Annotated in this window: 24 protein-coding genes; 7 read left to right on the top strand and 17 right to left on the bottom strand. The window is 68.3% G+C overall.

What is annotated here, in order from left to right:
• Window positions 1–13: 13 nt before the first annotated feature.
• The 4 genes from G578_RS24830 to G578_RS0105075 form a co-directional block, all read right to left on the bottom strand.
• Complete coding sequence (locus tag G578_RS24830; protein WP_051244012.1) at window positions 14–1144, bottom strand: DUF1513 domain-containing protein; 1131 nt, start codon at window positions 1142–1144, stop codon at window positions 14–16.
• 2 nt (window positions 1145–1146) lie between these two features.
• A complete protein-coding gene (locus G578_RS0105085) occupies window positions 1147–2205 on the bottom strand; it encodes an imelysin family protein (protein WP_028793314.1) in 1059 nt (352 codons plus the stop codon).
• Window positions 2206–2214: 9 nt separating this feature from the next.
• Window positions 2215–3642 (bottom strand): di-heme oxidoreductase family protein, encoded by a 1428-nt coding sequence (locus G578_RS24825; RefSeq protein WP_084618698.1) that lies wholly within the window; start codon window positions 3640–3642, stop codon window positions 2215–2217.
• A 100-nt stretch (window positions 3643–3742) separates the two neighbouring features.
• Window positions 3743–5005: an imelysin family protein gene (locus tag G578_RS0105075; protein ID WP_028793313.1), complete on the bottom strand. Its 1263-nt coding sequence runs from the start codon at window positions 5003–5005 to the stop codon at window positions 3743–3745.
• Window positions 5006–5468: 463 nt separating this feature from the next.
• On the opposite strand from G578_RS0105075, the gene G578_RS0105070 reads away from it, so the two are divergent.
• Complete coding sequence (locus G578_RS0105070; protein ID WP_084618697.1) at window positions 5469–6581, top strand: porin; 1113 nt, start codon at window positions 5469–5471, stop codon at window positions 6579–6581.
• A gap of 48 nt (window positions 6582–6629) precedes the next feature.
• Here the strand turns inward: G578_RS0105070 and G578_RS0105065 are convergent, their stop codons facing one another.
• Genes G578_RS0105065 through G578_RS0105050 form a run of 4 tightly spaced genes read right to left on the bottom strand, consistent with a single transcriptional unit; the run spans window position 6630 to window position 9284 of the window.
• The gene (locus G578_RS0105065) at window positions 6630–7412 is read right to left on the bottom strand and encodes an HpcH/HpaI aldolase family protein (protein ID WP_028793311.1); all 783 of its coding nucleotides are present in this window, start codon (window positions 7410–7412) and stop codon (window positions 6630–6632) included.
• Window positions 7413–7458: 46 nt separating this feature from the next.
• Window positions 7459–8649 carry an O-succinylhomoserine sulfhydrylase gene (gene metZ, locus G578_RS0105060; RefSeq protein ID WP_028793310.1) on the bottom strand — a complete coding sequence of 397 codons (1191 nt, stop codon included), beginning with the start codon at window positions 8647–8649 and terminating at the stop codon, window positions 7459–7461.
• Window positions 8646–8846, bottom strand: a complete 201-nt coding sequence (locus G578_RS24820) for a DUF1737 domain-containing protein (protein ID WP_038013644.1) — start codon at window positions 8844–8846, stop codon at window positions 8646–8648. Before G578_RS24820 ends, metZ begins: the two co-directional genes overlap by 4 nt.
• A 12-nt stretch (window positions 8847–8858) precedes the next feature.
• On the bottom strand, window positions 8859–9284 hold the full coding sequence (locus G578_RS0105050; RefSeq protein WP_028793309.1) for a rhodanese-like domain-containing protein: 426 nt from the start codon (window positions 9282–9284) through the stop codon (window positions 8859–8861).
• 224 nt (window positions 9285–9508) lie between these two features.
• Between G578_RS0105050 and G578_RS0105045 the strand changes: the two genes are divergently transcribed.
• Both G578_RS0105045 and G578_RS0105040 read left to right on the top strand, forming a co-directional pair.
• On the top strand, window positions 9509–10519 hold the full coding sequence (locus G578_RS0105045) for a phytanoyl-CoA dioxygenase family protein (RefSeq protein WP_211228872.1): 1011 nt from the start codon (window positions 9509–9511) through the stop codon (window positions 10517–10519).
• Between the two features lies 1 nt (window position 10520).
• Window positions 10521–12275, top strand: coding sequence for a flavin-containing monooxygenase (locus G578_RS0105040; RefSeq protein WP_028793307.1), 1755 nt, complete (start codon window positions 10521–10523; stop codon window positions 12273–12275).
• Between the two features lie 143 nt (window positions 12276–12418).
• Here G578_RS0105040 and G578_RS0105035 read toward each other — a convergent pair whose 3' ends face one another.
• Genes G578_RS0105035 through G578_RS0105020 form a run of 4 tightly spaced genes read right to left on the bottom strand, consistent with a single transcriptional unit; the run spans window position 12419 to window position 15551 of the window.
• Window positions 12419–13342: a dihydrodipicolinate synthase family protein gene (locus G578_RS0105035; protein ID WP_028793306.1), complete on the bottom strand. Its 924-nt coding sequence runs from the start codon at window positions 13340–13342 to the stop codon at window positions 12419–12421.
• Window positions 13343–13396: 54 nt separating this feature from the next.
• Window positions 13397–14176, bottom strand: coding sequence for a DUF2182 domain-containing protein (locus G578_RS0105030; RefSeq protein ID WP_028793305.1), 780 nt, complete (start codon window positions 14174–14176; stop codon window positions 13397–13399).
• Window positions 14177–14182: 6 nt separating this feature from the next.
• The gene (locus G578_RS0105025; protein WP_028793304.1) at window positions 14183–14800 is read right to left on the bottom strand and encodes a DUF1326 domain-containing protein; all 618 of its coding nucleotides are present in this window, start codon (window positions 14798–14800) and stop codon (window positions 14183–14185) included.
• 19 nt (window positions 14801–14819) lie between these two features.
• Window positions 14820–15551 carry a class II aldolase/adducin family protein gene (locus G578_RS0105020; RefSeq protein WP_028793303.1) on the bottom strand — a complete coding sequence of 244 codons (732 nt, stop codon included), beginning with the start codon at window positions 15549–15551 and terminating at the stop codon, window positions 14820–14822.
• Between the two features lie 121 nt (window positions 15552–15672).
• Here G578_RS0105020 and G578_RS24815 point away from each other — a divergent pair, with 121 nt between their 5' ends.
• A complete protein-coding gene (locus G578_RS24815) occupies window positions 15673–17184 on the top strand; it encodes a protein adenylyltransferase SelO (protein ID WP_051244010.1) in 1512 nt (503 codons plus the stop codon).
• A gap of 324 nt (window positions 17185–17508) precedes the next feature.
• On the opposite strand, the gene G578_RS0105010 is transcribed toward G578_RS24815, so the two are convergent.
• The 5 genes from G578_RS0105010 to puuE form a co-directional block, all read right to left on the bottom strand.
• On the bottom strand, window positions 17509–17811 hold the full coding sequence (locus tag G578_RS0105010; RefSeq protein ID WP_028793302.1) for a hypothetical protein: 303 nt from the start codon (window positions 17809–17811) through the stop codon (window positions 17509–17511).
• Between the two features lie 313 nt (window positions 17812–18124).
• Entirely contained in the window at window positions 18125–19108 is a 984-nt protein-coding gene (locus G578_RS24810; protein WP_038014327.1) for a 3-hydroxyacyl-CoA dehydrogenase NAD-binding domain-containing protein, read from the bottom strand.
• A complete protein-coding gene (gene bcoG / locus G578_RS0105000) occupies window positions 19105–20019 on the bottom strand; it encodes a 3-dehydrocarnitine:acetyl-CoA trimethylamine transferase BcoG (RefSeq protein WP_028793301.1) in 915 nt (304 codons plus the stop codon). The genes G578_RS24810 and bcoG overlap by 4 nt, the downstream gene beginning before the upstream one ends.
• Window positions 20020–20145: 126 nt before the next feature.
• Window positions 20146–20997 (bottom strand): GNAT family N-acetyltransferase, encoded by an 852-nt coding sequence (locus G578_RS0104995; protein WP_051244007.1) that lies wholly within the window; start codon window positions 20995–20997, stop codon window positions 20146–20148.
• On the bottom strand, window positions 20997–21911 hold the full coding sequence (gene puuE / locus G578_RS0104990; RefSeq protein ID WP_028793299.1) for an allantoinase PuuE: 915 nt from the start codon (window positions 21909–21911) through the stop codon (window positions 20997–20999). Before puuE ends, G578_RS0104995 begins: the two co-directional genes overlap by 1 nt.
• A 176-nt stretch (window positions 21912–22087) precedes the next feature.
• Here puuE and G578_RS0104985 point away from each other — a divergent pair, with 176 nt between their 5' ends.
• The 3 genes from G578_RS0104985 (at window position 22088) to G578_RS24805 (ending at window position 24610) form a co-directional block, all read left to right on the top strand.
• Window positions 22088–23062: a hypothetical protein gene (locus G578_RS0104985; RefSeq protein WP_028793298.1), complete on the top strand. Its 975-nt coding sequence runs from the start codon at window positions 22088–22090 to the stop codon at window positions 23060–23062.
• Window positions 23043–23621 (top strand): PAS domain-containing protein, encoded by a 579-nt coding sequence (locus G578_RS0104980; protein WP_028793297.1) that lies wholly within the window; start codon window positions 23043–23045, stop codon window positions 23619–23621. The genes G578_RS0104985 and G578_RS0104980 overlap by 20 nt, the downstream gene beginning before the upstream one ends.
• 185 nt (window positions 23622–23806) lie before the next feature.
• Entirely contained in the window at window positions 23807–24610 is an 804-nt protein-coding gene (locus G578_RS24805) for a phytanoyl-CoA dioxygenase family protein (RefSeq protein ID WP_051244004.1), read from the top strand.
• Window positions 24611–24619 lie beyond the last annotated feature (9 nt).

Here is a 24619-nt window from a genome sequence, read left to right as displayed (position 1 = left end):
CGGCGGGATCCCGTCAGGACGCGGCCATCAGGTGATTGTCGAAGGCGGCGACCTCGGGCGCGCGGGTCCAGCGCACCGCGACGCCGTTCGGACCCGCCGAGACATGGCCGATCCGGGCGATGCCGGTGGAGATCACGAAGCCGCCGGCCTCCCGGCCCGTGGCGATGGCGCAGCCGTCCGGCGCCTCCACGGAGCCCAGGAAGCGACCGTCCTCCACCGCCCAGAAGGCGAAGAAGCCGCCGCGCGGCAGACCGGCGCCGACCACCGACCCTGAAGGGTCGAAGGCCACGTCGCCGGTATACTGGCGCGAGCGCAGGGCCAGGATTTCCGGCAGGTCGAGCAGGCGCGGCGCGGTGCCCTGCGTCGTGGTGCCTTGCGTCGTGGTGAGCGCGATCAGCGGAACGATGTCGCTTTCCGGCCCCTCGTACTGCATGGCGACGGCCACCGACTCCCGGTGGGTGGCGACGTGGCGCATGCTCAGCTTGTGCAGCTCCTCCGGCAGCACCAGAACCCGCTCGGCCGCGGTGCCGTCGGGCGCCACCCGGGCCAGGGTCGGCTGCATGGTCGGCAGGTTCAGCTTGATCCGGCCGCTGTCCGGATGCGTGAGGATGCCGCCATTGGCGACCCAGAGCGATCCGTCATCGGCGGCGCGGCGGACCTCGTGCGGACCGATGCCGGCGCTGTCGATCTCTCCCACCCGGGCATAGCCGGCGGCGGCATCCCAGACGCCAAGCACGCCGCGGTCCTCATCGAAGGCGTTCTCGGTGGTGTAGAGCAGCCGCCCGTCGGCGGAATAGGCGGCATGGCCGTAATAGTGCCGGGTGTCCGGCAGGTCGAGTTCGGCCCGGACCGCCCCGGTGTGCCCGGCGACCACATAGCCGAAGCGGCCCGGGCGGCGGGCGACCACGGCGACGTCGTCGCCGCCGGGGCGCGGCACCACGCCGTGCCCCCGGTCGGGCAGCGGTTCGACGAAGCTCGCCTGCCCGTCGGCGTCGATGCCGACAATGCCGAAACCGCCGGCGGCCAGTTTCGCGGTGGTGACCACCACCGGCCGGGCGGCGGCGACCGCCGGAAAGGCGCCCAGAGCCGGCAGGCTGGCCAGGGCGGCCAGAACCCCGCGGCGCGACAGCAGAGCGTCGCCCATGGTCAGTCCCCGTCCATGGCGTTGAACCCGCCGGCGATGCCGATCGCCGGGCCGACCTTCTGGACGATCAGCGCCTTCAGGGCGGAGACCTGGGTGACCAGCTCGTCGAGGACCGGCTGCATTTCCGGGTCGACCACCGCCGCGCTGAGCGGCCGGTCGACCTTGTCCGCCGTCTGCCGGGTGATGCGGAACGCCTTGGTCATCAGATCGGCAAGCTCGGTCTCGCCGCTCCGGCGCAGGGCCGCGTCCACCCCCCGGGACTCCTCCGGGGCCTCGGCGCCGCCGTGATAGAAATCGGCCACCGCGGCGAGGTCGGCGCGGATCAGATCCATGGAGAGCTCGCTGCGCCAGGCCTCGGCCCGGTTCGGCCGGGCATGGCCGCTCTCCTCGCCCAGCGGCCGCTTCAGGCGCAACCGCAGGATGCCCTCGAGCGAGGCCGTCGCACCGGTCATCAGCGCGGTCAGGGATTCCGAAAAGGTGAAGTACACCCCGGCCCCGCTCCCCGGCGCCACGAGCGCCTTGCGGAACGGGCTGTCGCCCTCGGTCCATTCGGTCAGGATCTCGCCCGCCATGGTGTGCAGGTTCGCGGCGATCGGACGGGCGATGAAACAGTCGTCCACCCCCTTGCCCTCGTAGATCAGCCGCTCCAGCGCGGGAAAGCCCTGGACCCCGACGGCGGCGGAGGCGATGTCCGGCGTGCCGCCCACGCTGCGCAGATCGATCAGCGCCCGCTCGATCCGGTTGCGGCTGTCCGGCCAGAACTGGATGCGGAACTGCCGATCGAAAAAGGTGACGGGTCCCTTCACCACGTGCCGCGCGCCGGCCCAGGCGAGCCAGGCCTCGGCGAAGGCCGCCTTGACCGCGTCGGTCGCCAGCGCACCGCCGGCGCAGGCGGTCGTCACCGCATCGGCCAGCGCGCCGGTCTTGGCCTCGAACGCGCGGTAGGCCGGGATCACGTTGCCGTCGACCAGATCCTCCACCAGCTCCTTCGGCACGTCGGCGCGCACGCCCTGCGCCGGCAGAAGCCAGAAGACGGTGAACAGAACGGCGAGGAACCGCATCGCGGCCTCCTAGAGCGAGTTGATATAGGCGATCAGGGCGTCCCGGTCGGCGGGGTCGAGGCCGACCACATGGTCCCGCGCCGCCTGTGCCTCGCCACCATGCCACAGGATCGCCTCCAGCACCGACCGCGCCCGGCCGTCATGCAGGAAGTTGGTGTGCCCGTTGACGGTCTGCGTCAGGCCGATGCCCCAGAGCGGCGGCGTGCGCCACTCGGACTGCGTCGCATCGCCTTCCGGCAACCCGTCGGCCAGGTCCGGGCCCATGTCGTGCAGCAGCATGTCGGTGAAGGCGTAGATCGTGTGGCCCGCCAGCGCCGGGTCCGCCGCATCCGCCGCCGTGGTCAGGCTGGGGCGGTGGCAGCTTGCGCAGCCCGCCTCGGCGAAGACCGACTGGCCGCGGGCGACGGCGGGATCGGTGAGGTCGCGCCGCGCCGGCACCGCGAGGTGGCGGGAGTAGAAGACCACCAGCTTCAGCATGGTCTCGCTCACCTCCAGGCCGGTCGCCTGGCTGCCGCCGTCCGGCGCGTCGCGGCAGAGCGGCTGGCGATCGGTGCAGTCGCCATGGCCGAAGGGGAACGCCGTCGTCGACAGGCCCATATCGCCGAGGAAGGCCGCCTGGGTCTGCTGCCGCAGGGTCGGCTGCGAGGCCTTCCAGCCGAAGCGGCCGAGCATTAGGTCGCCGGTCTCCGCGTTGGTCACTTCGGCCGCGCGGCCGGAGATGCCGTCGCCGTCCGAATCCTCCGGATCGGCATAGGCGGCGATCTGCTCGGCCGGCACCGCCTCCAGCAGACCGAGGCCGATCATCGGCGGCGCCATGCGGACAGAAATCCGGGTTTCCGGGTCCATCGGGCCGTACCCGAGATCCGCGACGGTCCAGTCCGGGCGGCGCAGGGACACCTCGGTGCCGTCGGCGAGGACGACCAGTTCCTCGGTCCAGGTGACATGCGGGCGCCCCTCGATGGGGAGGCCGGCGACGGCGAAGTCCTGAAGCTGACCGCCATAGACCGGGTCCGGCCTAGTATCGCGCGGCCCGATCGGGATGCCGAGACGGATCAGCATCGAGACCGCGTTGTCCTCGGGGAAGTTGGCCGACGGCGGATGACCGCGCCCGTCCTTCAGATGGCAGCGCTGGCAGGCCCGCGCGTTATAGAGCGGCCCCAACCCGTCGGAGGATTTGGTCGAGGCGGGGGCGGTGACCCAGAGCTTCTTGAAGATGCCGTTGCCGACCTTGAAGTCGAGCTCCTTCTCGAAGGGCAGGGTCGCCGAGGAGTGGGAAAGCGCGTTTGCGTCGGGGGCATGCGCAGAGGTGGCGTCGCCCGCCGGCAGGCTGCCGGCCGGATCCGCGGTCGTCTCGCAGACGGTCGCCAGCAGCATCGAAGCGGCGAGGCCGGTGAGAAGTACGGCGGTGAACGCGCCCGTCACCTGTATGCGTCGCATGACCTTAAATACCTGGTGGGTTTCGGCGAAAAGGGGCGGCCCGTTGCCGGACCGCCCAAGTTGCCATGCTTCGACTAGAGAGTGATCGCGTCAATCCCGGTCACTGAAAAACAGCGGCGGGATTGTCCAAACTGTCCGATCCCTCGATCGAGAGATTGTCCAGCCCGAGCGCCGCGACCGCGCGCTCGATCTCACGTGTCTGAACCAGAAGGGCGGTGATGGCGGCATCGACCCGGGCGTTGCCGGCCTCGTTGCCTTCGCCGATCTGCTGGTCGTAGGCCTCGCCCGCCTCGGCGGCATCGGCCATGTCGGTCATCTTCGCCATGGTGTCGTTCAGGGCAGCCGACAGAGCCTTATCCAGCTCCGCATCGGTCGCGGCCACCAGGTCGGAGACGCTCGGCCCCTCGACCACGCTGCCGTCGACACGCTCATAGCGGCCCTCGTAGACGTTCTTCACGCCCTGGGCATCGTAGTAATGCGACCAGTGGGTGTTGTCGGAGAAGCAGTCATGCTCTTCCTCCGGATCGTGCAGCAGCAGGCCGAGCTTCATGCGCTCGCCGGCCAGCTCGCCGTAGGACAGGCTGCCCATGCCGGTCAGGATCATGGCCAGACCGCCCTTGTCGCCTGCCGCCATGAGCTGGGCGCGGGCGGCACCGCTCTCGGCCCAGTTGGCCACCATCTCTTCCAGGTCGGCGATCAGCAGATCAGTCGCGACCTTCAGATAGTCGGCGCGACGCTCGCAGTTGCCGTTGGTACAGTTCTGCGGGTCGAAATCGGTATAGGGCCGCGCGCCGGCGCCCGGGCCGGTGCCGTTCAGGTCCTGCCCCCAGAGCAGAAATTCGATGGCGTGGTAGCCGGTGGTGACGTTCGCCTCGACGGCGTCCAGTTCATGCAGTTCCTGGATGACCGCCATGGTGATCTTCGGCGTCTCCAGGGTGCTGCCGCCGAGCTTCAACGAGGGATTGGCGATGACGTTGGCGGTGTAATACGGGTTGTCGTCGCTCGACGCGCCGTACTTGCCCGGATCGACATAGTCGATCAGCCCCTCGTCCAGCGGCCAGGCATTCACCTTGCCTTCCCACTCGTCGACGATCGGGTTGCCGAACCGATAGGCCTCGGTCTGCTGATACGGCACGCGCGCGGCCTTCCAGGCCTGCTTCGCGTCCGTGAGGGTCGCTTCGGAGGGCGAGGCGATCAGGGCGTCCACCGCGGTCTCCAGCCGCTTCGCCGTGATCAGCGAATCCTCGTAGGCGGCGTGGGCGATGTCGGCATAGGTCTTCAGAACCGCATCCGCCGATGGGGCCGCGGCCTGGGCCGAGATCGGTGCCAGGGCCAGAAGCCCCGCCATCATCCAGCGTCTCATTGAACTTTCCCCTCTGTCGGTCAGATCGCCGGCGGACGCGCCGCCGGTTCGTTGGCTTGCCTTGGACCTCCGTGGACGTCCCGGTAGTTTGTTATTGCAAGCCATTCGCAATTGCAATAACAAAATGCGAATGATTCGCATTAATCTGTACCGGACCAACAACGTGGTGGAGACCGATGGCCGAAGCAGCGAAAAACCCAACAGGTCAAACGGACGACACATCCATACATCAAGCACCCATCAGGCCCGCTCAGCGCGGCATCTGCACCGGGGGGCGGGGCCGTCGGCTGCGCATCCATATCGGGGTGGAGTCCCAAATTGCAATGTTATAACATTGCTATTATAGAGACAGAGACACTGACCTAAAGTCAGAGTACATTCTGCCGTTGCAACTCATTTGCAACGGCGTCCGCAACCCGCGATCTGTTCGCATCAGTTTGTTGACCCTCTGGAGGGGGGAACCATGAACCAACCATTTGGCTTGGTACGGTGGCGGCCGGTCGGCATCGCCGCATCGGTGCTCGCAACATTTGCCCTGGCACCGTCCGCCGGCGCGGCGGAAAAGCTCTCCGTCGAGATCGGCGGCGAGTACACCCAGTATTTCGGCTATGTCGATAACGACACGAACAGCGGCGACTTCACCGGGTTCGACGTAAAGACCGACGGCACTATCGTCTTCGGCGGCGAGATCACCCTCGACAACGGCCTGTCCTTCGGCATGGAAGTCGGCCTCGACGCCATGTCCTCGGGCGGCGACCAGATCGACGGCTCGATTCTCTATGTCGAGAGCAGCGCCGGTCGGCTCGAGATCGGCCAGACCGACACGGTCGCGGCCCTGATGCACTATTCGGCCCCGGACGTGGGCTACGGCATCAACGACAGCGACATCTCCGACTGGGTGGTCAACCTGTCCGGCGGCGATGCGGATTCCGCCTTCCAGTCCACCTATCTGTATTTGGGCGAAGACCAGGCCTCGAAGATCAACTACTTCACGCCGCGCTTCTCCGGCTTCCAGTTCGGTGTGTCCTACATTCCCGAATTCGAGCGCGACAACAACGTGCAGCCGGCCGGCGACCTCTACAGCGACGGCATCGCGTTCGGCGCCAACTTCGTCGAGGAATTCGGTGGAGTCGAAGTGGCCGTGGCCGCCGGGTACCTGTTCGCCGACAAGCCGGACGGCGTGGGCGCCGCCGGCAACGACGCCGAGGGCTACAGCTTCGGCGCCAACCTGACCTATGCCGGCTTCACCGTCGGCGGGTCCTACGCCAACACCCAGGGCAACCCGGGCGGCGGGACCGATACCGCGACGTCGTTCGACGGCGACGGCTTCGACATCGGCGTGGCCTATGCCTTCGGCGATGCCTCGGTGTCCCTGTCCTACTACCAGGGTTCGGTCGAGGACAGCGTCGCCACCGCCGGCGACAGCGATCACAACACGATCATGCTGTCCGGCGCCTACGACCTCGGCCCGGGCGTGACCGCGCTGGGCTCGATCTTCCGCAGCGAGTTCGAGGCAGACAGCGGCGCCGACAACGAGGGCTGGGCCGTCGTCACCGGCATCACGCTGGAATTCTGAGACCGACCGAGGCGGCCGGCCGCGATCGGCCGCCTCTTCTCCGCACGGCTACAGCAGGCCGCGGACTTCCTTCGCGCGTGCCCGCGCCCCGGCCATCAGGAACGCCAGATCGCTTCCGGCCAGGACCATGCGCACCCCCATCTCCACATAGCGCTGCATGACCGGCGGATCGTAGATCCCACCCATGCCCGCGAACTTCCCGTGGGTCCGGCAGGCGTCGAGCATCGTCTCGTAGGCCCGGATCACGTCCGGATGCTCCGGCTGTCCGGGGATGCCCATCTCCATGGTCAGGTCGCTGGTGCCGATCAGCAGGGCGTCGACCCCGGGCACGGCAGCGATCTCATGGGCGTTGGCGATCGCCGTCGGCGTCTCCAGCATCACCACCAGCAGGGTCTCGCGGTTCACCGCCTCTGCGGTGTCCGCCACCGGATGGCCCTCGAAATCGAGCTGCGGCAAGGCGCCGGTGACCGAACGGTGGCCCAGCGGCGGATAGCGCATGTTGGACACCATCTGAGCCGCCGTCTCCGCGTCGTCCACATGGGGCACGACGATGCCCTGGGCACCGCCGTCGAGCACCCGGGTGGCGTGGAAATGCTGGAAGCCAGGCACCCGGACGATCGGTGTGATGCCGGCGTCCTGGGCCGCGACACAGATCTGCACCGCCATATCCACGTCCATGGAGTTGTGCTCCATGTCGATGAACAGCCAGTCGAACCCGGCCGTCTTCATCGCCTTGCCGATATCGACGGTGCGTGCCTGGCGCAGGCCGACGCCGAGCGACAGCTCGCCGGCGCGCAGTTTGTCCAGGGCGTGGTTCTTCAACTCGATCATGGCCGTTCCCCTCCGTGAGCGCCCGGGTCGGGCGCCCCTCGAAAGGTCAGGAGGCCGCCGCCAGGGCTTGCGCCAGATCCTCGGTCAGGTCGTCGGGGTGTTCAAGACCGACAGACAGCCGGATCGACCCGTCGGTGATGCCGCAGTCCAGCTTCTCCTCGACCGGGACCTTGGCATGGGTCGTGGTCGACGGATGGCAGGCCAGCGACTTGGCATCGCCGAGATTGTTCGACAGGTCGATGACCTTCAGGCTGTCCAGCACCTTGAAGGCCGCCGTCTTGCCACCCGCGACCTCCATCGCCACAAGGCTGCCGAAGCCGCGCATCTGCCGCTTGGCCAGGTCGTGCTGCGGATGGTCGCTGCGACCCGGATAGCGTACCTGCAGCACCGTGTCCTGGGCGGCGAGCCAGTCGGCGACCTTGGCCGCCGTGGCGCTCATCCGCTCCACGCGCAGTTCCAGGGTCTCCAGCGACTTGGCCATGACCCAGGCGTTGAACGGGCTCATGGACGGGCCGGTATTGCGGTAGAACGGAATGAAATGCTCGTTCATCCAGGCCGCCGAGCCCAGCACGGCACCACCGAGGCAGCGGCCATGGCCGTCGATATGCTTGGTGGCCGAATAGACGACGATGTCGGCGCCGAGGTCCAGCGGGCTCTGGAACAGCGGGGTGGCGAAGACATTGTCGACGATCACCTTCGCCCCGGCGGCGTGGGCCAGCTCGGAAACGGCGGCGATATCCACCAGGTCGAGCATCGGGTTCGACGGGCTTTCCAGCAGCACGGCATTGGCCGGCGTCGACAGGGCGGCCTTCCAGGCCTCCAGGTCGGTGCCCTTCACGAACTGCGTTTCCACGCCCCATTTCGGGAGGATCTTGGCAACGATGTGGTGGCAGGCGCCGAACAGCTCGCGGGCGGCGACGACCCGGTCGCCGCTCTTGAGCTGACAGGCCAGGGCCGAGAAGATCGCCGCCATGCCGGTCGCCGTCGCCCGGCACATCTCCGCCCCTTCCAGGGCCGCGAGGCGCTCCTCGAAGGTGGTGACCGTCGGGTTGCCGTAGCGCGAGTACATGTAGACGTCGTTCTCGCCCTTGAACGCCGCCTCGGCCTCGGCGGCCGAATTGAAGACGAAGCCGGAGTTCAGGTAGAGCGCCTCGGCGGTCTCGTTGTTCGGGCTGCGCGCCAAGCCGGTGCGCACCAGACGGGTCGCTTGGCGCCAGCCGTTCGTGTCGGAAGTCACGCGGGCGTCTCCTTGGGAAGAGGCGGCAGGTATTCCGGCAGCACGACCGCCTGGGAGACGATCACGCCGTCGGGTCCGTGGGTGATGCCGGGCGAGCCGTAGAGGACGTAGCCCTCCTTCAGCGCGTCGCCGACCCGCACGCAGAATGCGGCGTCGTCGGCCCCGGTGAGCAGTCGATAGATCTTGCGGTCGGCCATGGTGCCTCCCTCTCAGCCCTGCTGCCAGGGCAGGCCGTTGGCCCGCCAGCCCGCCACGGTGTTGCGGTGGCCGTCCTCGTCCTTCGGTCCTTCGAAACCGTCGGAGATGTTGCGGCAGTCGCCGTAGCCGGCCTCGGTCAGCGCGATGGCGGCACTCTTGGAGCGCTGGCCCGACCGGCACATCACCAGAACCGGCACGTCCTTCGCCTGGATCGACCGGCGGACCGCCTCGACGAAGCCGCCGTTCGGCGCCATGCCCGGGAAGGTCTGCCAGGAGATCAGCACCGGCTCCCGGCCGAGGCTGCTCAGATCCGGACGGCCGACAAACGTCCACTCCGCGTCGGTCCGCACGTCCAGCAGCACCGCGCCGGCGGTGTTTCTCAGAATCTCCATCGCCTCGACGCTGGTTACGTCGCCGGCATACCCGTCGCCCGTCATGGTCCGATCCTCCCGTGACTGTCGCGTGCTGCAGGGCCACTCCCATAGCCCCTGGGGTCCCGCAGGACAACGATTCTGAGCCGTCCCGTCCGTATTCGGTATCTTGCCGTCCGGTTCGCGCAGCCCCTACGCTTCGCGCATCATAAAGCACACCGACCGGTCGCCAAGCCCGCCGCGAACAGGCGGGCCAAAAACAAGACCGGCGGAGACCGAGGGAGGCTGCCGTGACTGTTGCGATCACGAAATCCGTCGACCGCCGCGATCTGCCCAGGCCGACGACGGACCTGGATCGAGCGCGCGCCGATATCGACCGTTTCGGATACTGCCTGCTGCAGGACGCGGTGCCGGAGCCGCTGCTCGGCCGGGTGCGTGCCCGCACCCAGGCCCAGGCGGACGCGGAGAAACAGCTCGACCATGCCTTCGAGGATGGCGGCGCCGACCAGCAATGGGGCGCTTTCCGCGACGCGCAGGGCCGGATCCGCGCCGACGCGTTCAAGGCCCGCAACGGCGGCGTGAACCAGCGGGTCTGGATGCTGGCCAACAAGGGCGCGGTCTATCACGAGGTGCTGGAGCGCGAACCGGTCCTGGATCTCGTCGGCCATGTGCTCGGCGATGCGTTCCAGCTCTCCGCCTTCAACGCCAATATCGCGCGGCCGGGCAGCGTGCCGATGAACCTGCACACCGACCAGTGGTGGGCGCCGATCCCGCATCGACCCGACCGCCGGCCGCTGCCGATCGGCTCGACCAACCGGACCACCTTCGACCGCGACCCGAACCTGGCCCCCGACGACGTGCCGCCGATGATCGCGCCGGCCGCCTGCGCCCAGGTGATCGTCATGCTGAACGACTTCACCGAGACCAACGGCGGCACCCGGATCGTGCCGGGCAGCCACCTCTGGGGCCGCCATCCGGATCCGGAGCTGGACGGCGATATCGAGACGATCGCCGCCGAGGGACCGGCCGGCACCGCCGTCATCACCGACGGCCGGATCTGGCACGGCACCGGCGCCAATTCCGGCAACACCGACCGCTGGGGCCTGCTGGTCACCTTCTGCGGGCCGCAGTTCCGACCGCAGGAGAACTACACCGTGGGGCTCAGCGACGCGATGTACGAGGCGGCCTCCGACCGGGTGCGCGCCCTGCTCGGCTACGGGGTCTGGTGGGCCTATGGCCGCACCGGCGATCCCACGGTGGAACAGATCGCCCGCCGCCCCGCGCTTGGAGAACTCGGCTGACATGGACGCCGCCGTCTACCGAACGCCGGAACGCGCCGCCCTGCGCTGGGTCGAGGATTTCAACGCCGCCCTCGCGACCGGCACTGCCAGGGCGGTGGCGGACCTGTTCGAGGCCGACAGCCACTGGCGCGACACGCTGGCCCTGACCTGGACGCTGAAGACCACAAGCGGACGAGACACGATCGCCGCCGACCTGACCGCGTTGGCGGCGCAGCGGAGCCTGCGCGATGTGGCGATCGACCCGGAACGCTGTCCGCCCCGCACGGTCCGACGTGCCGGTGCCGAGGTGGTGGAGGCGTTTCTCAGCTTCCAGACCGATATCGGACGCTGCGCCGGCCTGCTGCGCATGGCGGTCGGCGCGCAGAAGGCCTGGACCCTGCTCACCACCCTGGAGGCGATCCGCGGCCATGAGGAGGAGACCCTGCGCGCCGCCCGGGACGAGCCGGCGGTGTCCCGCGCCTTCCACGGCCCGAACTGGGCCGACAAGCGGCGGGAGAGTGCCGCCTATGCCGACCGCGACCCGGCGGTGCTGGTGGTCGGCGGCGGCCATGGCGGGATCACCGCGGCGGCCCGGCTCGGCCAGCTCGGCATCGACACCCTGATCGTGGATAGGATGGCGCGGATCGGCGACAACTGGCGCCTGCGCTATCACGGGCTGAAACTGCACAACACGCTGCACAGCAATCATCTGCCCTACCTGCCGTTCCCGGAGACCTTCCCCTCCTACATCCCCAAGGACCTGATCGCCGACTGGCTCGAATTCTATGTCGGCGTGATGGCGATCAACTTCTGGACCCACACCAGCTTCGACGGGGCGGAATGGGACGAGGCGGCGCAATGCTGGACCGCCCGGCTGACCCTGGCCGACGGCAGCACCCGCGAGATGCGCCCGCGCCACATCGTCATGGCAACCAGCGTCAGCGGTACGCCCAGCATCCCTGACATCCCGACCCTGGAGAACTTCCAGGGGACGGTGCTGCATTCCAGCCGGTTCGGCGACGGGGCGCAGTGGCGCGACCGGCCGGTGATGGTCTTCGGCACCGGCACCAGCGCCCACGACATCGCCCAGGACCTGCAGGGCAACGGGGCGCAGGTCACCATGGTCCAGCGCAGCCCCACCCTGGTGGTCAACATCGAGCCGAGCGCCCAGCTCTATGACGGCGTGTTCCTCGGCCCCGGCCCGTCGCGCGACGACCGCGACCTGATCACCCTGTCGGTCCCGCTCGCCCTGATGAAGGCGGCGCATAAGGAGATCACCGACCGGGTGAAGGAGCTGGACAAACCGCTGCTCGACGGGCTGGAGAAGGCCGGGTTCCGGCTCGATTTCGGCGAGAACGGGACTGGCTGGCCGCTGAAGTACCGCACCCGGGGCGGCGGGTATTACTTCAACGTCGGATGCTCGGAGCTGATCGCGGATGGCAGGATCGACCTGATCCAGTACGCCGATATCGACCGCTTCACCCCCGGCGGGGTGGCGATGAGGTCGGGCGGGGAGCGGCCGGCCGAGCTGGTGGTGCTGGCGACCGGCTACAAGAACCAGGACCACATGGTGCGCCTGCTGTTCGGGGAGGAGATCGCCGAGCGGGCCGGGCCGGTCTGGAACTTCGACCCGGACACCCAGGAGCTGCGCAACATGTGGATGGCGACCGGCCAGCCGGGGCTCTGGTTCACCGGCGGGGCGTTCTCCCAGTGCCGGGTGTATTCGAAATACCTGGCGCTGCAGATCCAGGCGCGGGAGTTGGGGATGGTGGGGTAGTTCCCACCTCTCCCCGTCTTCCCGGCCCCGCGCCGGGATCCAGAAAAGGGATGGCTGGAGCGCTCGGGAATTATCCGCCGACGCTCCCGCAAGCGTCGCCCTAGGCCCCGGCACAAGGCCGGGGAGACGGGAGAGAAAGAGGCTTACTTCCCCCAGCGCGCCGCGATCAGGTCCAGATCGTTCGCCATGGTCAGCAGCGCGTCGCGGGTCGGGGCCGGGAGCGGCTCCAGCGGGTGGCGGACCGCGTCCGACTTGATCACCCCGCCCGCCTGCATCACCGTCTTGCAGGCCCGCAGCCCGCACTGGCGGTTCTCGAAATTGATCAGCGGCAGCATGCGGTTGTACTGCGCCTCGGCCTTGGCGCGGTCGCCGGCCAGGAAATCCATCACGATCGGCCGGATCTGCTCGCAGGCGAGGCCGCTGGTCATGGTTCCGGTCGCCCCGGCATCGAGATCGGCCATCAGGGTGATGCCCTCCTCGCCGTCGAACGGTCCGTCGATGTGATCGCCCGCCGCCTCGATCAGGGCGCGCAGCTTGCCCGCCGTGCCCGGCATCTCGATCTTGAAGTAGCTGACATTGCCCAGCTCCTTGGCGACCCGCGCCAGCAGCGGCACCGACAGGGTGGTGCCGCTCAGCGGCGCGTCCTGGATCATGATCGGGATGTCGATCGCCTGCGACAGCGCGGCGAAATGCTCGAACACCCCCTGGTCGCCGGCCTTCAGCAATGCACCGTGATAGGGCGGCATCATCATCACCATCGCCGCGCCCTGCTCCTGCGCCCGCTTGCAGCGCGCCGCCGCCACCTGGGTGGAGAAATGGCTGCAGGTGGCGATCACCGGCACGCGCCCCGCCACATGCTCCATGCACAGGGTCTGGAGGGTCTCGCGCTCGGCATCGGAGAGCAGGAACTGCTCGGAATAGTTCGCCAGGATGCACAGCCCGTCGACGCCCTGGTCGATCATGCAGTCGAGCACCCGCTTCTGCCCGTCGAGATCGAGCGACCCGTCGTCATGGAACGGCGTGGGAACGATGGGGAAGATACCGGTATAGGGCGTTTCCTGGGGCATTCGGGAGCCTCTTGGGGTTGGTCGATCAGGGAGGGCAGACTAACGGCCGGCGCGTCAGGACGCGAGCATCCACACGCCGCCGCCTACCATCAAGCCACCGAATGCCCAGGCGATCCGATGCCCGCCCGGCACCACCTTCTCCAGCAGCACCAGGATCGCCAGCGCGGCGATCCACAGCAGGTTCATCACGCCGAATACGAACAGCAACACCATCGCCACCCAGCAGCAGCCCAGGCAGTACAGCCCGTGCTCCACCCCCATGCGCAACGCCCCCGCCGCCCCGTCGCACCATCGGTTCAGCACGAAGTCGAAGGGCGAGCGGCAATGGCGCAGGCAGGCATGCTTGAGCGGCGTGACCTGATAGAGCCCGGCGGCGATCAGCAGCAGCCCGCCGAAGACCGGGCTGGTGGACACCATCATCGGCGACAGCAGGGCGGCCTGCTCCAGCCCCCATTGCGCGGCGGTGGCGGCGACGCTGAATCCGCCCCAGGCGATCAGATAGCCGGCGACGAACACCGCGGTCGCGACATGCGGCTGACCGCGTGCCCGGCGGCGACGGCCGATGGTCGCAACGGTCAGGATCATCGGCATGGCGCTGGGAAGCATCATGCCGGCCATCATCACCACCCACATCACCAGCATCATCGCGGCATAGCCGGAGGTCCAGGCCGCCGGTCCCATCGGCATGGCCATGCCGGCGTTCATGCCGCCCCCCATGTCCCGGGCCATCGACACCAGATAGGCCCAGCTCAGCGCCGTCAGGACGACGATCGCCGCCATAACCAGCCGCCGGTCGCGGGCGACGGCTGCCTCCAGGCTGGTCGGCACCGACATGGCCGGTCAGTTGCTCCAGGCGAAGGGGGCGAAATGGCCGTTATTGCCGATGCCGGACAGGTCCAGATCGAGCCCGAACCCATGCAGGTGCATCTCGCGGGTCCGCGCCAGGGCAAGCCGGGAGTTCGCCGGGTGGGACACGTTGTCGATGGAGATCACTTCGCCGTTGCCGGTGCGCGAGGCCACGCCGCTGATGGCGAAGGAGAACAGCCCCGCATCGGTCGACCGGTCGAGCCCGTCCATCTCGAAGGAGATCGGCGCGAAGGCGATGCCGCGGAACTCGCCCACGAGATTGTCGTGGATCATCGCCGGTCGGCCGCCGGCCCGGCCGGACAGGATCTCGGTCAGGGCGGCGCGTTGGTTGTCGTCGGCGCCCTCGTCGGCCACGCAGGCGAAGATCCAGTCGCCGTCGGCCATCACCTTGTTGGAATGGATCACCAGGGCGAATTTCAGTCCCGCCAGGGAGACGTCGCCGTAACTCCCCGTGTCGATCCGGTAGACCATCAGGGCGATGCAGTGATCGTGCGTCACCTCGCCCTGAGGATTGGTGTAGATGCAGGGGCAGAGATAGTCGCAGTTGCAGCTCTCCATATACTCGCCGCCGATCGACCAGGACGCCGTCATCTTCCCCTCCTCTGCACGCTCAGTGCGCGTAGTCCGGCTGCTCGGCGTCGACCCAGCGCTTGAAGCCCTCCCAATGGCCGAGGCCCTGACCCTTACGCGCCAGGTTGCCCATCTCGGCGCAGACATCCTCCGGGATCAGCGCCATCTCGCCGCCGCCCGCCGTCGCCAGGAGCTGGTACATGCAGGCGCGCTCGAGCTGATAGACGTCGAGATAGGCCTTGGCCACACTGTCGGTGGCGATCAGGGCGCCGTGGTTGCGCAGCATCAGCAGACGCTTGTCGCCCAGCGTGTCGGCCATGCGCTTGCCCTCGTCCTCGTCGGCCAGCACGCCGTCATAGACCTCGTAATAGACAACGTCGTCGTGGAACCGCGCCGCCTGCTGCGAGGAGCGCGGCTCGAAGCGCATGTCCTGGCGGATCGACATGGCGGTGATGTAGGGCGCGTGGACATGGATCACGCATTTCGCGTCGGGCCGGGCCTTGTGCACCGGGTAGTGGATGATCCAGCCGGCCCGGATCGGTGCCGGACCGCCCGCCATCAGCTCGCCCTTGCCGTTCATCAGCGCCAGGTTGCTGGCGGTCACCTGGGACCAGTGCATGTGGCCGGGCGAGATCAGCATGGCGTCGGAATCGTCCGGCGAGATCAGGCTGATATGGTTCCACACGCCCTCATTCAATCCGTGCAGCACGGCGAGGCGGTGGGCGGCGGCGACGTCGCGGCGGGCATCCAATTCGGCACTGTTCATCTTCATGACCGACCTCCCTGGTTTCGCGGACAGTGTAGGAGCCGCGTCGAAGCGACGGAAGCCACGGCCTTGCGTCCGATCCTGGACGGGCCAAGTATTTGCCATCACCGAGCCCAAGGAGCATGGCATGGCCGAAGCGGCCCCACAGCACGCGACCGGGGATCAGGCCGGTTTCCCCTTCGACAATACCTACGCCCGCCTGCCGGAGCGGTTCTTCACCAAGCTGGACCCCACACCGGTCCAGGCGCCGCGCCTGTTGCTGTTGAACGAGGAACTGGCCCGCGAGCTGAACCTGGATCCGGCCTTCCTGCGTAGCGAGGCGGGCGCCCAGGTGCTCGGCGGCAATACCATTCCGGAAGGCGCCGAGCCGCTGGCCATGGCCTATGCCGGCCACCAGTTCGGCGGCTGGGTGCCGCAGCTCGGCGACGGGCGGGCGATTTTGCTGGGCGAGGTGGTCGACCGCGACGGCGGGCGCCGCGACATCCAGCTCAAGGGCTCCGGCCCGACGCCGTACTCGCGCATGGGCGACGGGCGTGCCGCGCTCGGTCCGGTGCTGCGCGAGTATATCGTCAGCGAGGCGATGGCCGCCTTCGGCATTCCGACGACGCGCTCGCTCGCCGTGGTCACCACCGGCGAGGCAGTGTTCCGCGAGCGCGCCCTGCCCGGCGGCATCCTGACCCGCGTCGCCCGCAGCCATATCCGCGTGGGCACATTCCAGTTTTTCGCCGCCCGGCGCGACACCGACGCGCTGAGGCTGCTGGCCGACCACGTGATCGAGCGCCATTACCCGGAGCTGCGCCAGGCGGAGAACCCGTACAGCGCCCTGCTCGACGCGGTGGTCGGGCGGCAGGCGGCGCTGATCGCCGCCTGGATGTCGGTCGGTTTCATCCACGGGGTGATGAACACCGACAACATGTCGGTCGCCGGCGACACCATCGATTACGGCCCCTGCGCCTTCATGGACACCTATCATCCGGGCACGGTGTACAGCTCGATCGACCATGGCGGGCGGTATGCCTATGGCAACCAGCCTGGCATCGCCCACTGGAACCTCGCCTGCCTCGCCCAGTGCCTGCTGCCGCTGATCGACGACAGCGAGGAGAAGGCGCTGGCCATCGCTCAGGAGGTCATCAACACCTTCCCCGACCGCTACCGCGCGGCCCATACCGAACGCTTTGCCGCCAAGATCGGGCTGGAGACCGTGCGCGAGGGCGATGTCGACCTGATCGACGGCCTGCTGACGGCGATGGAAGAGGGCAAGGCTGACTTCACGCTCACCTTCCGCCGGCTGTCCGACCTGACCCGCCGGGGAGGCGAGGACGCGGCAGTGCGGGCTCTGTTCAAGGAGCCGGGGGCGTTCGATGCCTGGGCGGCGACATGGCGGGCGCGCCTCGCCGAGGAGAAACGGGACGATGCGGCGCGGCAGGCGGCCATGCGGTCTGTGAACCCGGCCTATATCCCGCGCAATCACCAGGTCGAGGCGGCCCTGAACGCGGCCGTGGAGAGCGGCGATGTGGCGCCGCTGCACGACCTGCGCGCGGTGCTGCAGACCCCCTTTGTCACGCAGCCGGGCCAGGAGCGCTACGAGGCGCCGCCGATGCCGGAGGAAGAGGTCAAGGCGACGTTCTGCGGCACGTGATCGGGAAACTCCCTCTTTCCCCGAGTTCAACGAGCACTCGCCGGCCATGTGCCGGGGCGCTTCCCGCCGCGCCTTGTGGGCCTGCGGGAAACTTCCTCATGTCCGTCCACGCGACTCCCGCTTGCCCCGGCACAAGACCGGGGAGTGTGTTGGGGAGGGAAAGCGAACCCGGGTACGAGAGAGGGTGGGGCCTCCCGCCCGCTCCCTCTCTCACCCGGACGCACGAATACGCCGCGTGCCCCGGCCCGTTTCGAACCTCGGGACACACGCCACCCGTCGGCGAGCCGCGAAGGCCCGCCGCCGTCGTCTTCGATTGACGCCCCGTTAGTGGGCCGTCGCCAATTCCAGCTTGATGCCGGTCGGCTGCGGCTCGATCGGCTGGAGGGACTGCTTGTCCTCTCCGGCCCACACGGCCACGAGCATGAACTCCACCGAGCCGTCTTCGGCGGCTTCCGGCGCAGTCTCCTCAGGCGTGGTCTCGGGAACCACCAAGCCCTGCTCGGCGACGTAGAACGTGTGCTCGCCGAAGATCTCCTGGAGCTGGCCCATGGTCGGATTGTCTTCCGGCAACGGGTCGGCACCGGTCTGCCGCTGGACGGCAGCCGTCTGATCTGTGGTCAACTTCATATGGAATTTCCCCTTCCAGTAGGGGGTTCGGACCAGGCATCGAGCTTACGCGTCGGTTCGGTCCATGGTTTCGGCTCTCGTCGACACCTGCCGACAGGGTGACAGAGATGGCCGCGGATTTCAAATTGTGCGCCGCGAAAAATCGGCGGGCGCCCCTCACCCGTCATCAAGAAACGATCGTCATCCCGGCGACCCTTGGGCGCGACCCGGGGGTCGGCCGGGACCGGGTTGCCGGCGTTCAGAGTTGGTTCCTGCTCGCCCCCGGATCAGGCCCAGGGCCGTCCGGGATGACGACTATGAGAGACTGTAATCCTCACTTCCCCCGAAGCCGTGCCTCGTGGTCGGCGAGCACCTGGCCCGCCCCCCAGCCGGTGCCGCGCAGGGCCTTCAGGATCGCCACCAGATTGTCGTCGCGGATCTTCTCCAGGTCGCGCGGCGTGCGGCCGTCGGCCTGGGCCTCGGACTGCTCGGCAATGCGGTCGACCAGCTCCGGGGTCATCTCCGGCACGTCCATCAGCTTGGTCCAGGGCCAGGCCAGCGCCGGGCCGAACTGCTCCATGAAATGCCGCATCCCCGCCTCACCGCCGGCGATGTGGAAGGTCTGGAACGTCCCCATCTGCGCCCAGCGCAACCCGCAGCCGTAGCGGATGGCGTCGTCGATCTCCTGCGTCGTCGCCACCCCGTCCTTCACCAGCCACAGGGCCTCGCGCCACAGCGCCTCCATCAGCCGGTCGGCGACGAAGGCGTCGATCTCCACCTTCAGGTGGAGCGGCTTCATGCCGAGTTCGGTGTAGAGCGCCATCGCCCGATCGATCACCGCCTTGTCCGTCGCCGCCCCGCCGACGATCTCGACCAGCGGCAGCAGATAGACCGGGTTGAACGGGTGGGCGACGATCAGCCGCTCCGGACGGGCCATGCCCTCCTGCAGCACGGACGGGCGGAAGCCGCTGGTCGACGAGGCGATGATGCCGTCGGTATTCGCCGCCTCGATCTCCCGGTAGGTCGCGTGCTTGACGTCGAGCCGCTCGGGCACCGCCTCGACGATCAGGTCGGCACCGGCCACCGCCTCGGCGATCGAGCCGACCAGCGACCAGGTCCCCTTCGCCGGCCGCGGGGCGTCGATCAGCGACGCTGCCGCCCGCTCCGCGTTGTCGAGCACCGGGGCGATCTTCGCCTCGGCGTTGGGTGCGGGATCGAACACGGAGCAGGCCACGCCGCTGTCGATCAGCCGGGCCAGCCAGCCGGAGCCGATGACCCCGGCGCCGAGAATGGCCGCCTTCCTGGGAAGGTCGCTCACGATCCGGGCGCCCGCTTGGTGAGGCCGAGCTTGGCGCGGACCGCGTCGGGGCCGACGATCTTCGCCCCCATGTTCTCCACCACCGTGACCGCTTTCTCCACGAGCTGGGCATTGGTCGCCAGCACGCCGCGCTCCAGATACAGGTTGTCCTCCAGCCCGACGCGGACATGGCCCCCGGCCAGCACCGAGGCGGCGGCGTAGGGCATCTGATCGCGGCCGAGCGAGAAGGCGGAGAAGCTCCAGCCCTCGGGGATGGCGTTGACCATGGCCAGGAAGGTGTGCAGGTCGTTCGGCGCCCCCCAGGGCACGCCCATGCAGAGCTGCACCAGGGCCGGCCCGGTGATCACACCCTCGGCGACGAGCTGCTTGGCCAGCCAGAGATGGCCGGTGTCGAAGGCCTCGATCTCCGGCTTCACGCCGAGCTCGGTCATCATGGAGCCCATGGCCCGGAGCATGCCGGGAGAGTTCATCATGACGTAGTCGGCCTCGGCGAAGTTCATGGTGCCGCAGTCGATGGTGCAGAGCTCCGGCAGGCATTCGCGGATATGGGCCATGCGCTCCGACGCGCCGACGAGATCCGTGCCGGTCTCGTTCAGCGGCAGCGGGCTCTCCACCGGTCCGTGGATCAGGTCGCCGCCCATGCCGGTGGTCAGGTTCAGCACCACGTCGACCTCGGCATCGCGGATCCGGTCGGTCAGCTCGCGGTACAACGCCAGATTCCGGCTCGGCGCGCCGGTCTCCGGATCGCGCACATGGCAATGGACGACCGCGGCGCCGGCCTTTGCGGCGTCGATCGCGCTCTCGGCGATCTGCTGCGGCGAGCGGGGCACATGCGGACTCTTGTCCTGGGTGCCACCGGACCCGGTCACGGCACAGGTGATGAACACCTCGCGATTCATGGCAAGCGACATGATGATCCTTTCCGTTGTCTGCTAGAGCGGATCGTGTGCTGACGGGATCACTTCGTGATCGCGTCAGCGTGCGTGACTCTGCTCTATCTTATTGTCTTAGAGCGCGGGCCGGTCGCGCGTGGGCCGTCAGCCCAGCTCGAACGTCGTCACGCCATAGATTTTGGCGATGTCTAGCGCGGGTGCCGGGCCGGTGTACATGCGTGCGGTCTCGAATCCCGGCGTCAGCCCGAGCGCTTCGGCTAGGGCGGTCGCCTCCGGGTTCGGCTCCGGCGTGTCGAGATAGACCTCCGCCCCCATGCCGATCGCCGGCAGCAGATCCGCCAGCAGCGTCTCCGCCACCGCGCGGTCGTCGGCCAGCAACGGCCCGATCTTCCAGCCGGAGCGGCAGGGCCGCGCCACCGCGACTCCGGCCAGGGCCCCGTCGCGATAGGCCGCGCGGGCCAGATGCCCCGGCGCGGAGAACCAGTCCTCCAGGAACGACGATCGGTCGGCCGGGAAGACCGTGCGGTCCAGGGCGGCGATCTGCGGCCCGGCCTCGGTCACTGCACGGATGTCGATGCCCGGCGCGGCATCCGGAACCGTCGTGACCGTGCCGCCGTAGCGGATGTTGCGGTAGGCCAGGACGAAGCCGGAGCGCTTGTAGTTCTCCTGCTCGGCCACCACCCCGTCCAGGCCCACCAGCCGGTCGCCGGCATACCGGATGCCGGCCTGCCAGAGCGCGTAGCCGTAGCCCTGCCCCCGGTGATCGGGGTGGGCGATGTAGAAGCCGAGAAAGGCGAAGGTCGGATCGTAGTTCACCACCGAGATCGACGTGATCAGCCGGCCGTCCAGATAGCCGCCGAGGAACCCGTCCGGGTCTACGGCCCGGAAGCACGCGGCATCCGCCTTGCCCGGGTTCCAGCCTTCCGCGGCGGCCCAGTCGACCGCCGTCGCCACATCGGCCTCGCTCATCACGCCGATCCTGTAGTCTCCCGCCATCAGGCGCCTCCCGGTTTGTGGTTGTCGTGCCAGTGCCGGGCGATCTCGTCGCGCCGGCAGATCCATACCCGATCGTGCTTCTCCACGTGGTCGAGGAAGCGTTGCAGGGCGGCAAAACGGCCCGGCCGGCCGACCAGACGGCAGTGCAGGCCGACCGACATCATCTTCGGCTGGTCCGCCCCCTCGGCGTAGAGCACGTCGAAGCTGTCGCGCAGATAGGCGAAGAACTGGTCGCCGGAATTGAAGCCCTGATTGACCGCGAAGCGCATGTCGTTGGCGTCCAGGGTATAGGGGACGATCAGGTGCGGAGCGCCGAACTCGTGCGTCCAGTAAGGCAGCTCGTCGGCATAGCTGTCGCTGTCGTAGAGGAAGCCGCCATGCTCGACGACCAGCCGGCGGGTATTGGCGCTGCCGCGGCCGGTGTACCAGCCGACCGGGCGCTGGCCGGTGGACCGCTCGATGGCGGCGATCGCCAGCCTCACGTGTTCGCGCTCGGTCTCCTCCGGCACGTTCAGGTAGTCGATCCAGCGGTAGCCGTGGCTCGCCACCTCCCAGCCCGCCTCGACCATGGCCGGGCCGACCTCCGCGTTGCGCTCCATCGCCATGCCGACGGCGTAGACCGTCAGCGGCAGCTTGCGCCGGGTGAACTCCCGGTGGATCCGCCAGAACCCGGCGCGCGACCCGAATTCGTAGACCGATTCCATGTTCAGGTTGCGCTGCCCCGGCCAGGGTGCGGCGCCGATCATCTCGGACAGGAAGGCTTCCGAGGCCGGATCGCCGTGCAGGATGGCGTTCTCCCCGCCCTCCTCGTAGTTCATCACGATCTGCAGCGCGACGCGGGCGCCGCCCGGCCATTTCGGATCGATGGGCGCACGGCCGTAGCCCACCATGTCGCGGGGATAGGGTGTGGTCATGCCGTCGCCTCCTGCCGGTCCGGTTCCCGTTCGCCCGAGACTATAGACGGATGCCTCGGCGCGTCGCCATGGCGGTCCGGCCGGTGCTGCGCCGCTAACGCTCTTTAAAGACATTCTAAGGGACTTATGTCTCTTGGCTCACGAAGGGTGGGAGCGACCGAACGGTCATGGGTTCAATGCCGCATGCGACGGACACCGGTACTGCAGCGAAGCAGGGCGGCACGTTCAGCTTCGTGTCCTCCTATCTGAGGCAGCGCGACGCCGTGTTCGTCCGCAGCGCCGACCGGCAGCCGGTGCTGCGCTTCGATTTCGGCGGCAACCGGGCGACCGTTCCGCTCGCCACGATTCCCGCCGCCGCGGAGCTTCCCGACGGACATCCCGACCTTGCCCTGCTGCAGCGCGTCGAGCCGGCCCTGCTGTACCGCGAGACCGTGGCGACGGGCGACCCCATCCCCACCGAGATCGTCGATGGCCGGCCGTCCTGGACCGTGCATGCCCGCACGGCGAAACGTGTCGAGCGCCGCATTCTGGAAGCCCTCTGCGCCCAGAGCGCGGGCCACGGCGCCCAGGCCGACGGCGACCCGGCCGAGACGATCGCCCGCCAGCTCATCGGCGTCGATACGCGCCGCAATCCCCGGATCGTCCAGATTCTTCGGGACCATCTGGACGCGGCAACCTATTCCATGCAGCTCAGCGACGACGTGACCGCCTGCCAGCGCATGGTCGGCGAGATGGCGACCCTGGCGACCCAGCGGGAAGCCTTCGCCGAACAGGACCGGATCCGGGACTCCGCGCTGAAGCTCCGCCACGTCATCGTCTGGGCGACCAAGCGCACGATGGCCCTGGACATGCTCGCGAACGACATCAAGGGCGCCCTGGCCGATCGCGACCAGCTCGCCCGCGAGACGTGGCCGGCGATCAACGAGCTGCGGGCCTGGACGCTGGATCTCGCTCCGGCGCTGCGGAGCTGGAACGAGATGGGCAAAGCCGCCGCCGATCTGAGAATAGGCGATATCGAGAACCTGCACCGACTGATCACCATCCGGTTCGGCGCGTTCGATCCGGCGATCTATCGCCAGCGCACGGCGGTCCGGCCGCCGGACACCGATGCGAAGAAGGGGGTCCGCCGGGATGACGATCACGCAGAATAACCAGCGCAGCGAGGACGATGCAGTGAGCGAGGCGGAGACCGGGCAGCCGGTGCAGACCGGGACCGACACGCCCCGAAGCGGCCAGGAAGAGCTGGACATGGACGGTATCGGGGACTTCCCGATGCTCGCGGCCTGCCTGGCGGCCTGGAAGGCGGCGCGGCAGGGGGACGACCTGCCGGCCTCACTCGATGTCGCCGAACTGCCCGAAGCGGTCCTCGACTACACGATGCTCTTGGACTACCTGCCGGCGCAACGGGACGCCGCCGTCCGGATGGTCGGCACCTATATCGGCGAAAAGGCCGCCTTCAAGGCACACGGCATGACCGTCCGTGCGTTCTTTGAGGAACGCGACGCCGAGGTCGTCACCGACTCGCTGCGGCGTATCGCGGAGAGTCGCATGCCCAGCCTCGCCCGCAGGACATTCGTGCCGATCGCCGGCGCACCGATGCGCTATGTCCGGCTGATCCTGCCGCTTTCGGCGAACGGACAGAGCGTCACCGGATTCTTCAAGACGATCGAGCCGTCCTCGCTGACCAGCGAGACCGATGCACCTGCCTGACCCTGGGTCCCGTGCGAGAGCAGATCGTGCGGTGACGGGATCACTTCGTGATCGCGTCAGCGTGCGTGAATCTGCTCTATCTTATTGTTTTAGAGACAAATTCACCGACCATATTGAATCATAAAAAGATTCAATATGATCGGATTTGGCTCTAGGATGGGACCTCGTCAACCGACAGGATGCCAATGTCACCGCCCCCTGCGATCGCGCGCCGTACCGACCCGTCCGAGGCGCTGGAGCCGCTGGTCCGCGACGGCGCAGTCTCGCTGGACGGTCTGATCGATGACCGCATGGTCGAGACCCTGCGGCAGGGGCTGGGCAGGGCCGTCGACCTTTCGGCGGCCACGATGCGGGCGAAGGGGATGGCAACCTCCGGCTCCGGGATCGCCCATCACGTGCTCGGCGCCGACTCCGGTTTCGAGGACTTCCTTGAAGCGCTGCCGGCCGCCGGGCTGATCGAGACCTTCCTGGGCGGCAGCTTCATCCTGAATTCCTTCGGCGGGCTGATGAACCGGCCGACCGCCGGCGGCGAATACCTGCACCGCTGGCACCGCGACCTGCGCGCCTTCTCCCCTGGCGACGATCTGCGGCTGATGATCAACATGCTGATCACCCTCGACCCCTTCACCGCGGAGAATGGCGGCACCCTGCTCGATCTCGGCTCGCACCGGGTGGTCGACCGGGTGGAGGGCGAGCAGCGGGTGGCGACCTACGAGGCGCCGGTCGGCAGCGTCCTGCTGTTCGATTCGCGGCTGCTGCATGCCGCCGGCGCCAACCGGTCGGACAGCATCCGGCGGGCGCTCACCCTGACCTTCACCCCGCCCTTCTTCAAGCCGCAGATCGACCACGTGAAGCAGCTCGGCACGGCCCGGGTGGCGGCGGCGAGCGAGGTGTTGAAGCGCCGGCTGGGCTGGTACGCCCGCGTCCCCGAATCCCTCGACGACTGGTACAATCCACCCGAGCACCGGTTCTACCGGGAAGACCGCTGAGGAGCCGAG

It is taken from the genome of Thalassobaculum salexigens DSM 19539 (assembly GCF_000423805.1).
GTDB lineage: Bacteria > Pseudomonadota > Alphaproteobacteria > Thalassobaculales > Thalassobaculaceae > Thalassobaculum > Thalassobaculum litoreum.
The sequence above is the reverse complement of the archived record's forward strand: the minus strand, read 5'-3'. Positions and strand labels throughout refer to the sequence as shown.